Origin of the sequence: Falsiroseomonas sp. E2-1-a20 (assembly GCF_051433195.1) — a bacterium.
Lineage (GTDB): Bacteria > Pseudomonadota > Alphaproteobacteria > Acetobacterales > Acetobacteraceae > Falsiroseomonas.
In genome coordinates this window covers 44,707-52,544 of the sequence record NZ_JBHMFT010000028.1, presented here as the reverse complement: position 1 = coordinate 52,544, position 7,838 = coordinate 44,707, and the positions used below count along the sequence as shown (strand labels likewise).

Sequence of the window (7,838 nt, the reverse complement as noted above, 5' to 3'; positions counted from 1 at the left end):
AGTCCAGGTCATGAGCGTTGAACGCGGCCAAGATTGCTTTCAGTAGGTCGGTGCTGGGTGCGGGCGGCATTTCATTGTCCTCCGGGTCGGTGCGCCAGCGCTACCTACGGCCAGCCTGCACTGCTGGCAGCCTCGCATCCAAACATGATTTGATGGGCGCCTTGCCGCTCTTGAGCCAACTGTCGAACTGCAATGGGTAGAGGCGGGGCAGCAAGGCCAAGACCACGCTGACCAAGTTGAGCAGCCCGAGGTAACCTCTTTCTTCGAGCCGCAGCGATTGTGTAACGCCTGAAGATCGCCGAACACTTTGGGCGGGTGCAGCGGGGCGGCCTGCACGTACGCCGCCAAGTTGCATTAAACGCGGCCCTGAGCGGCTCCGGTAGCTGCTGCGTGAATTCTCCCCGGATGTGCTGGCTGCAAACTCTCCAGTCCAGCGCGACTGCCCGCGCGCGGGGCGAGCCCCCCGGGCGCGGGCGGCGCCGGCCATGCGACAGGATGCCGACCGGCGTTAGCCGCGCATGCCCATTGGGCGCTCCTTCCAGATGCTTTGCTCTGCCGCAGGCCGCGCACCGACACGCTCGAACCAGGCTTGGAGATTCTTACACTCGGTGGGCATTGGCTGACCGGCATCGCAAAGCTGGTCGATGTAGCAATAGAGACAGATATCGGCGACTGTGAACCGGTCCCCCGCTAGCCACTCGCCCGTTAGCAGGGCGTTCAGCCACCGCATGCCATCGCGCGCCCGCTCCTTCATACCGACTGCCGCCTCCGGCAGACAACGGATCCTGGTCTTGAAGAGGTCCAGACCCTCCGCGTAGTAGAAGCCCTGGACCATCGGATGACAGATGTTGATCTCGGCTCTGCGCCACCACATCCGGGTTTTCGCCCGCTCTTCTGGCGTCCTGCCAATCAACGCCGGCGTCGGGTGCTTCTCTTCCAGGTACTCCATGATCGCCACTGTCTCGCTGAGGATACTCCCATCATCGAGCGCAAGTGCCGGGGTTTGCCCTGCGGGGTTGAGGTTGAGGTACTCGGGTTTGCGATTGTCGGCAGCCAGAATGTCGACTTCCTGACGAGGCAGGTCCATGCCCTTTTCGATGAGGTAGAAGCGGATTGTGCGCGGGTTCATTCCGAAGCTGTCGAAAAATTTCATGGGACAGCATTTCCAGTTCTTCCGGCCCGTCCGGCGGGGTGCCGGCCGTGAAGTGAGCATGCCGCTTGAACCCTCCACAGTCCTGAGCAATTGCTGAAGTCCCGCTGATATTCTGTGTATGCTTCGCTGACGGCCCTGCAGCCGCGTGGGTGGAGCATGGAAGAGATCGCAGAGGACAAGGTCCTGCACTTCGCCGGCGTCACACTCGACTCCGTGCGGGGCTGCCTGCGCGGCCTAGACGCCGCTGAGGTCCCCCTCGCGCCCAAGCCCTTCGCCCTGCTGATGGTCCTGGCCCGCAACGCGGGCCGGACAATGAGCAAGGATGCCCTACTCGACGCCGTATGGCCGAACCTGCACGTGACCGAGGACAGCCTGTTCCAGGCCGTGCGGGAGGCACGGCGCGCCATCGGCGATAAGGCGGGTCGGGTGCTGCGATCCGTTCCGCGCCGTGGCTACATGCTGGATGCCGTGCTGTACGGAACCGGGCCTCCCCGCACGAATGCGGCGCCGACCGCTCCGGCGCTGGCGCCACCATCGGACAAGCCATCCCTCGTTGTGCTGCCCTTCCACAACATGAGCGGCGATCCCGAGCAGGAGTATTTTGCCGACGGCATCGTCGAGGACATCACGACGGCTCTGTCGCGCATCCGCTGGCTCTTCGTGATCGCGCGTAACAGTGCCTTTACTTTCAAGGGGCGCGCCGTGGATGTACGTCAAATTGGCAGAGGTCTCGGCGTCCGCTACGTGCTGGAGGGCAGCGTCCGCAGGGCAGGCGGACAGGTCCGAATTGGCTGCCAGCTTATCGAGGCGGAGACCGGCCACAACGTCTGGGCCGATCGGTTCGACGGCAACCTCGCCGATGTCTTCGATCTCCAGGATCAGATTAGGCGGAGCGTGGTCGGTGCGATCGAGCCAACGCTCCAACGCGCAGAGATCGCGCGGGCGAATATAAAGCCGACTGACAGCCTCGATGCCTACGACCTATACCTTCGCGCTGTTCATCAGTGCTACCAGATGACACGTGGTGCCCTCGATAGTGCGCTCTCGATGCTCCACCGAGCTCTTGAAATCGACCCGAATTTCTCACTAGCCAAGGGCTATCTTTGTTGGGTCTATATCACGCGAGATACCGGTAATTGGCTCCAGCCGGGTGACCGTGAAGCTGCAGTCGCTATTGCGCGCGAATTGATTGCCAGCCGTTCGGACGACCCAGTCGCACTTCGTGGCGCAGGTCACGCCATGTCGCAGTTTGCACGCGACTATAAGGCAGCCTTTGCAACTTTGAACCGGGCTCTCGACCTCCATCCTAACTCGGCCCAGATCCTCCACTCTCTAGGGTATGTTCACTGCCATGCTTGTGATCCGGCGCCGGCAGCTGGCTACTTCGAGCGGGCCTTGCACATCAGTCCACGCGATCTCGAAATAGGCTACATACAGTCAGGTCTGGGGTTAGCGTTGCTTATGACCGGCAGGAACGAAGCCGCCTACGAAGTGCTCGTGCAAGCCGTGGAACAAATGCCGCGTTACGGTGTAGCTCACCGCTGCTTGATTCAAGTCTGCACCCGTTTGGGACGCCGCGCTGAGGCACGCGTTGTTGCGGCTAGGCTCCTGCAGCTTATTCCAGACTACCGCGTCTCGAATGTTCCGCGGCCGTTCGCAGACACCGCATTCATGGAAGAATATGTTATGGCGTTGCGGAGTGCGGGAGTTCCAGAGTAACCGTCACGAGAGCATCGGTGAGCGCAAGAGACCACTTGTACCTAGTCGCACCCCCTCCGCAAGTTTCGTTGTGGTTCGCATGGCTACGCTGCTTTTCGCTCTGGTTCGCGCAGCCCCTCGGGGAGCCATCGCGTCCGCAGAGAGACATGCGAGGGGCCATTCGTGACCGGCCGCACGCCACCCGCCAGTTCCCGCATGCACATACCCCACCAGCATCCGCAGCAGGTCAGTTGCCGGGCCGGGACAGGCGGCTACCGCCGCCTTCATACCGTCAAGGACCGGGGCAAGGCGGGAGCGCAGCGCGGCCTCGAAAAGCGCCTCCTTGGTGGCGAAGTAGAGGAACATCGTGGCCTTCTCCGGCAAACCCGTGCCGGTCCTGGGAGTGATTGGCGCCCTGGAAATCCCTGAGGCGCACAGCGACACCGGAAGCGCCCATGGCCCGGCCCAACATGGCGAAGGCGCCTATTTCGTTCGCAGGGTGGACCGCGCCGTGAATGATCAGCACCGCCTCGCCGAGCGTCACGGCAGGCGCAACCCCGTCGCAACCCGGATACAGCAGCGCCCGGGCACCAGTGAGCCCATGCCGTTCCGCCGCAAGCCTGGCGCCCGCACCGAAGCCGAGAAGGACAAGCGGCTGACCCGCTACGCGGGGATGCAGCGCCAAGGCAGTGAGCACGGCCTGCAGGCTGTCGCCCGGCAAGTGCACCACCTCCAGCACAGCGAAGCCGGCACCCAGAAGCTGGTCCGTGTCGAGGCTGGCGCGGCTATCGGGCTGGGCATTACCGTGCAGGACCACGACAGCCGGGGTCCGCCGGTCCGGCGCGCCAGCGGGAAGTGCCAGGGTTCCGACCGCGCCCGCGACTTCGAACAGCTCAATCTCCTCGAACGGCTCCGCCGCTTCCTCGCCCGCCCGAGCGGGCTCGGCCAGCAGCAAGAAGATAAGCGCAAAGGCGCGACCCGCCGCGACAGGTGAACGATAGCGCTGCCGCATCCGACTATCCTCCTGGCGAGAGGTGGCGCAGCCCAGCTTCGACCAGCACCCGTTGAGCCAGGATGCGGGCATCGAGATCGGCAGTACCGCCGGCAAACGGTGTCTGCCCCGCGGCGCGCACGCGGCTGCCGAATCCCTCGTCCGCCACGATCGCCCGGGTCGTTTCTTCCAGCGCCCGGCGAACCGTCGCCGGCTGACGGGCATCGGCGAAGACGCCGACGAAACCCTCAAACCTATATGCCGGGAAACCCTGCTCGGCGGCGGTCGCGAGGTCTGGAGCGGCAGCGGAGCGGCTCGAGTTCGTCACGGCCAGCAGCTTGAGTCGGCCTCCTCGTGCCTGCGGCAATGCGGTGGCCAGCGGCATGACGGCAAGCTGTATCCGCCCCTCGCCAAGGTCATTCAGCATGTCGGGAACGGCGCGGTACTGCACGCGAGTTAGAGCGAGGCTCTGTTCCGCTGCGAACGCTGCGAAGGCGATGGCGATGCCGCCCGGAGAGGATGCCCAGGTCAGCGTTCCGGCTCCCGCGCGAGCCAGCCTCACCGCATCCGCCAGGTTGGCAGCCTGTAGAGTAGGGCTGGCAACGACGGCAATGTGGTCGATGGCGACGGTGGAAACAGAAGCGAACTGCTCCGTGCGGTATGGCAGGTTCGGGATGGTGGCCGGATTCACCGTGAACGGCCCGGCAAAGGAGAGAAACAGCTTGTGATCGTCCTGGTGGCCCAGGAAGGCCATGGCCGCGATCACGCCGTCCCCGCCTGGGCGATTTTCCACCGTGACAGGCTGCCCCCAGCGGCGCGACAAGCCGTCGGCAAAGAGCCGAACCGTCGCTTCCGCGCCAACGCCGGCAGGAACAGGCGTGATTAGCCGGACCGGGCGGACCGGGAAGGCCTCGGCCCGCGCGATTGTGGGCACACCGAGAGCAAGCAGCCCCGGCAAGGCACGGCGGGGGAGGTTCATGGCATCAGCCTCCAGTAGTGGGTTCGCCGGGGAGAATAGACCTGCGCCGCTGGCCCCGGCGTTCTTGATTTGGGACGCTTCGTTCTGCCAAATCGAACGATGACAATCCGCGACACCCTTTTTGGCGACCTCGCGCTGCTCGAGCGCGTCGTGACAACTGGCGGCATCAGTGCCGCGGCAGCCGCGTTGGGCACGGCCAAGTCTTCGGTCAGCGCCCGGATCGGGGCACTTGAGGCGCAGGTCGGCGCGCGCCTTCTGATCCGTTCGAGCCGCGGCACCCGGCCGACGCCCGCGGGTGAGCGCCTGCTCGAAGCCGGTCGCCGTCTCCGCGCTGAGGCACAAGCTGCCCTCGCCGCTGCGCGGGGAGATGAGGGCGCCCTGGCCGGGACACTTCGTATCTCCTGTCCCGTCGGCATGGCTGATGCGGTGTTGGTCCCGCTGCTTGCGTCCTTCCTGGCGCAGCATCCCGCCCTCCGGCTCGACATCGCGGCCACCGACCGCATCGTCGATCCGCGCCAGGAGGGAACTGACGTTGCGTTCCGCTTCGGCTGGTTGCGGGGCGCTGAGTTGGGGCTTGTGGCCCGCCGCATTGGGACGTTTGAGGGCGTGCTTTGCGCTGCCCCCGCCTACCTCGCTAGCGCGGGTCGTTTGCTGCGGCACGTTGAAGACCTCGGCCGCCACGCCTGGATTGGCTATGCCGGGTTCGGCGGAGAACGCCAGACGCTGCTGCTGACAGACGAGGGCGGCAAGCGGCATCAGGTCGCGCTGACCTGCCGTGTGCGCACCTCCTCGGCCATTCAGGTGCGGGATTGGGTGTTGGCGGCCCTCGGCGTGACACGACTGCCCCTGATGCTGATCGAACCGCAACTCGCAGCCGGCCAGCTGGTCCGCGTACTGTCGCAATGCCGCTTCGACGGACCATCACTGTATGCGGTGTATTCACGCGATCGGTTACGGCCAGCGAGGGTGCAGGCGCTCCTGGGGCATCTCCAATCCCGACGCGCACCGCGTCAGGTGGAAGCGTGATCGCCAAGCGCTTTCAGCCGGCGAGACGCGTCTCACGGCCACCATCCCGGTAGGGACGCGGGTCACCCCGCGCCCCCCGGACAGATCCGAGCGTGCGCTGCTAACGCACTCGGCTCCCACCTCGGGTGTTTGACGATGAAGCGTTGCTGCGGATACGGGTGCTGGACCCTGGCGGGCGGCAGCCACCGCGCTGCGATCGGCGCCATCCGTGTCCAGGTCACGTGGCCCTTTTGGCTACGGCGCCCGAGCGCCCGCTTCCAGTGCCAGGTGACGTAGTGCACGAAGGACGTGATCGCCTGCGCCAGGACGGCCGGTCCTCCAGCTTCAGCGGTCCCTCCGCCCCGCTTGCCGCCGCCTGGGTGTGCTTGCAGCGAAGGCGTCAACCGTCGCCTCTGCGATGACGTCGAACAATGCAACGTCGGACAAAGGCTCTCCGCTGGCGAGGTCGCGGGCGACCAGGGCGAAGTTCAGCCACTCCTCGCCATCGTCGGCGGCGCTACCCTGTAACGTCGCCGCCATCCAGGCGCAGCGCTCGGCCCAGAAGAGGCGGCGGCCCGGCAAATGCCGCGTCAGCACCGCCTCGATCCGCTTGCTGCGCGATGGGATTGGCCGAAGCAGGGCCTCAACCGCCTCTCCGGCTTCGAACCAGGAGCCCACGGTCTCGAACAGCTCGCGCCAATCCGCGGCGTCCGCATGCGCAGCGCTCGCCGCATCAAGTCCGGTCTGGTCAGGTGGCAGGCCAGCGAGCAGCTGGGCTGCTAGAGCCATTGGCGAGATCGCGGCCGGCTGCAGCAGGCCCAGCCCAAGCGCCTCGGTCACCTGCAGCAGGCCAAATGGCGGAAGGGTTCGCTGCGAGAGATTGATCGCCAGTGCGTCGGCAAGCCGAGCCTGGACGAAGCTGATCGGCACCGTGACCGCTTCCGTCGCGCCCGTGATCTCGGCGATGATGCCGTCGGCCTCGCGCTTCAGCATGTCGTCGCGAACCCAGGCATCCGCCACGCCCACATCCACCTTGATGAGCACGGAGGCCAGGGCGAAGCGGCGTCCGATCTTGAGCAAGGCGAACAGGCTTTGCGCCCCCGCCCCGTCGCACAAGGATGCAAGCAGCCTGGTAACTTCAATGCGTGGCGCGGGCACAGGTGCAGCCGTGTTGGTGCGCAGGCCGCGGATCGTGGCGTCCAGCTTGGCTTGGCGCGCCGGCGGCAACCACGGGCGAAGGCTGATGAGTCGTTCGACCAGGAGGCTCGGCACGGGGTTGCGGCGCGCCTGTGCGACCAGCACCTCCAGCACCGCGAAGCCTGGCGCGGGATCGGCATCCAGCAGGAAGCCGAGCGCTGCGTCGCGCACAGCGGGGATCGTTGACGTGGCAAGTTCCGCAGCCATGGCTGCGCGATGCTCGGACGGAAATGCCGCACCAGTGGCGGCCAGTTCTGCGTGGACGGCGAAGGGGTCCTGACCAAGCGCCTCCGCAAGCGGCGCCAGATGTCCCGCCAGTTCGCCGCGCGCCGGCGGCGTCGGGTCGTGGGACAAGCCCGCCTCAATGCTCGAGATCGTTGCATCCTGCAGCGCAGGCCCAGGGTCGAGCCCCGCCTGCGCAAAGACCCGCGCGATCTGCATGAGCACGCTCGGGGCAAGACTACTGGCCGTGACCGCCGTCTCCACCGCTCGGAAAGCCTCCGCAAGACCTTCGCGTGCCGCGGTGTCCCCGCCATTGCCAGCGATGCGTAAGTCAGTGAGCGCCGCTTCCAGCAGGAAACAGCAAGCTTCGACAACTCGGTCCGCCGGCCGTTTCTTGCTGGCTTCGGAAACCAAGCAGGCAACGAGGCCTGGCGTGGCTCCGGCTTGGGCCAGCATCGGGCCGGCATCCAAGGCTCCGCGGCTTAGCGTTCCCCGGGCCATGTCCTGACCGACCATCTTCGCAATCTGCAGGATCGCACCTCGCGGTGTCACCTTGTTGTCCTCTTCCAGTCAGCCGCCGGAAGCGCGGCCCC

General features: G+C 65.9%; 6 protein-coding genes. 3 read left to right on the top strand and 3 right to left on the bottom strand.

Translation table 11 applies throughout. From position 1 onward, the window contains the following. Positions 1–508 precede the first annotated feature (508 nt). Entirely contained in the window at positions 509–1,153 is a 645-nt protein-coding gene (locus tag ACFHPP_RS24190; RefSeq protein ID WP_437165803.1) for a glutathione S-transferase family protein, read from the bottom strand. A gap of 156 nt (positions 1,154–1,309) precedes the next feature. Here ACFHPP_RS24190 and ACFHPP_RS24185 point away from each other — a divergent pair, with 156 nt between their 5' ends. After that, on the top strand, positions 1,310–2,872 hold the full coding sequence (locus ACFHPP_RS24185) for a winged helix-turn-helix domain-containing protein (protein ID WP_437165802.1): 1,563 nt from the start codon (positions 1,310–1,312) through the stop codon (positions 2,870–2,872). 346 nt (positions 2,873–3,218) lie between these two features. After that, positions 3,219–3,845 (top strand): hypothetical protein, encoded by a 627-nt coding sequence (locus tag ACFHPP_RS24180; RefSeq protein ID WP_437165801.1) that lies wholly within the window; start codon positions 3,219–3,221, stop codon positions 3,843–3,845. Between the two features lie 22 nt (positions 3,846–3,867). Here ACFHPP_RS24180 and ACFHPP_RS24175 read toward each other — a convergent pair whose 3' ends face one another. Continuing rightward, positions 3,868–4,821, bottom strand: coding sequence for a Bug family tripartite tricarboxylate transporter substrate binding protein (locus ACFHPP_RS24175; RefSeq protein ID WP_437165800.1), 954 nt, complete (start codon positions 4,819–4,821; stop codon positions 3,868–3,870). 99 nt (positions 4,822–4,920) lie between these two features. Here ACFHPP_RS24175 and ACFHPP_RS24170 point away from each other — a divergent pair, with 99 nt between their 5' ends. Then, on the top strand, positions 4,921–5,847 hold the full coding sequence (locus ACFHPP_RS24170) for a LysR family transcriptional regulator (protein WP_437165799.1): 927 nt from the start codon (positions 4,921–4,923) through the stop codon (positions 5,845–5,847). A 324-nt stretch (positions 5,848–6,171) separates the two neighbouring features. Here ACFHPP_RS24170 and ACFHPP_RS24165 read toward each other — a convergent pair whose 3' ends face one another. Further along, positions 6,172–7,701, bottom strand: coding sequence for a hypothetical protein (locus ACFHPP_RS24165; protein ID WP_437165798.1), 1,530 nt, complete (start codon positions 7,699–7,701; stop codon positions 6,172–6,174). Between the last annotated feature and the right edge of the window lie 137 nt (positions 7,702–7,838).

Coding starts and splice junctions, on each gene's coding strand:
- ACFHPP_RS24190 (WP_437165803.1), bottom strand. CDS start 1,153: ATGAAATTTTTCGACAGCTTCGGAATGAACCCGCGCACAATCCGCTTC.
- ACFHPP_RS24185 (WP_437165802.1), top strand. CDS start 1,310: ATGGAAGAGATCGCAGAGGACAAGGTCCTGCACTTCGCCGGCGTCACA.
- ACFHPP_RS24175 (WP_437165800.1), bottom strand. CDS start 4,821: ATGAACCTCCCCCGCCGTGCCTTGCCGGGGCTGCTTGCTCTCGGTGTG.
- ACFHPP_RS24170 (WP_437165799.1), top strand. CDS start 4,921: ATGACAATCCGCGACACCCTTTTTGGCGACCTCGCGCTGCTCGAGCGC.
- ACFHPP_RS24165 (WP_437165798.1), bottom strand. CDS start 7,701: ATGCTGGCCCAAGCCGGAGCCACGCCAGGCCTCGTTGCCTGCTTGGTT.